At 68.5% G+C, this 467-nt stretch carries 2 protein-coding genes; both read left to right on the forward strand.

Going from position 1 to position 467, the window contains the following annotated elements; genetic code table 11:
- A partial coding sequence (locus ADK41_RS21470) for an aminotransferase class III-fold pyridoxal phosphate-dependent enzyme (protein WP_030837683.1) occupies positions 1 to 329 on the forward strand: 329 nt, incomplete at its 5' end.
- A gap of 35 nt (positions 330 to 364) precedes the next feature.
- On the forward strand, positions 365 to 467 hold a 103-nt coding region (locus ADK41_RS21475), incomplete at its 3' end, for an ectoine synthase (RefSeq protein WP_030837686.1).

Here is a 467-nt window from a genome sequence, read left to right on the forward strand (position 1 = left end):
TGGAGGCGTACTGGGCCGACGGCTCCGCGATGGAGAAGCAGACCCGTGCGCGCGGTGAGCAGGTCGAGCAGGCGCTGATCGCCATCACCGAGGAGAACCTGGCCGACGTCAAGGAGTACCGCGGCCGCGGCCTGGTGTGGGGCCTGGAGTTCCACGACAAGGAGCGCGCGGGCCGCATCGCCCAGCGCGCCTTCGAACTCGGGCTGCTCATCGAGACGTCCGGCCCCGAGAGCGAGGTCGTCAAGCTGCTGCCGTCCCTGACCATCACCCCGGACGAGCTGGACGAGGGTCTCACCGCCCTCGCCCGCGCCGTCCGGGAAACCGCCTGAAACACACATCCGAGCCGAGGAGGCATCGCACCACCGTGATCGTCCGTTCGTTCAAGGAGATCGAAGGCACCGACCGGCACGTGAAATCGGCGTCCGGCACGTGGGAGAGCAAGCGCATCGTCCTGGCCAGGGAGAAGG

The organism is Streptomyces caelestis, from assembly GCF_001279005.1.
Taxonomy (GTDB): domain Bacteria; phylum Actinomycetota; class Actinomycetes; order Streptomycetales; family Streptomycetaceae; genus Streptomyces; species Streptomyces heliomycini.